Below are 1011 nucleotides of genomic sequence, written 5' to 3'. Positions count from 1 at the left end.
CAGGTGCTGACCGCGGGGGCGGGGCAGATGCCGGCGCGCCAAGCCGCGGTGGCGGCGGGGATCGGCTGGGATGTGCCGGCGTTGACGATCAACAAGATGTGCCTGTCGGGCATCGATGCGATCGCGTTGGCGGATCAGTTGATCCGGGCCGGGGAGTTCGAGGTGGTGGTCGCCGGTGGGCAGGAGTCGATGAGCCGGGCGCCGCATCTGTTGATGGACAGCCGGTCGGGTTACAAGTACGGCGATGTCACGGTGCTCGATCACATGGCGTATGACGGTTTGCATGATGTGTTCACCGATCAGCCGATGGGGGCGTTGACCGAGCAGCGCAACGACGTCGACCAGTTCAGCCGCGCCGAGCAGGACGAGTATGCGGCCGGGTCGCATCAGCGGGCGGCGGCGGCGTGGAAGGACGGCATTTTCGCCGACGAGGTGGTGCCGGTGAGCATTCCGCAGCGTAAGGGCGACCCGATCGAGTTTGGCGAGGATGAGGGGATCCGGGCCAACACCACGGCCGAGTCGTTGGCGGGGCTGCGGCCGGCGTTCCGCAAGGACGGGACGATCACCGCGGGGTCGGCGTCGCAGATCTCCGACGGGGCGTGTGCGGTGGTGGTGATGAGCAAGGCCAGGGCCGAGGAGCTCGGGCTGGAGTGGTTGTGTGAGATCGGCGCGCACGGGGTGGTGGCGGGGCCGGATTCGACGCTGCAGTCCCAGCCGGCCAATGCGGTGAAGAAGGCGGTGGCCAGGGAGGGCATCACCGTCGACGATCTGGACGTGATCGAGCTCAACGAGGCGTTCGCCGCGGTGGCGTTGGCCTCGACCAGGAAGCTGGGGGTGGATCCGGCCAAGGTCAACGCCAATGGTGGGGCGATCGCGATCGGGCATCCGATCGGGATGTCGGGTGCGCGGGTGGCGCTGCATGCGGCGTTGGAGCTCAGGCGCACCGGTGGCCGCTACGCCGTCGCGGCGCTGTGCGGCGCCGGCGGCCAGGGCGACGCCCTCATCCTGCGC

1 protein-coding gene is annotated in these 1011 nt (G+C 69.1%); it reads left to right on the top strand.

Annotated elements, in window-relative coordinates; all coding sequences use genetic code 11:
- On the top strand, positions 1-1011 hold a 1011-nt coding region (locus tag E4P42_RS26770; protein WP_135129650.1), incomplete at both ends, for an acetyl-CoA C-acetyltransferase.

Origin of the sequence: Mycobacterium sp. PS03-16, from assembly GCF_004570325.1 — a bacterium.
In the GTDB taxonomy this organism is placed as follows: Bacteria; Actinomycetota; Actinomycetes; order Mycobacteriales; family Mycobacteriaceae; genus Mycobacterium.
This window is presented reverse-complemented; position numbering and strand designations above follow the sequence as displayed.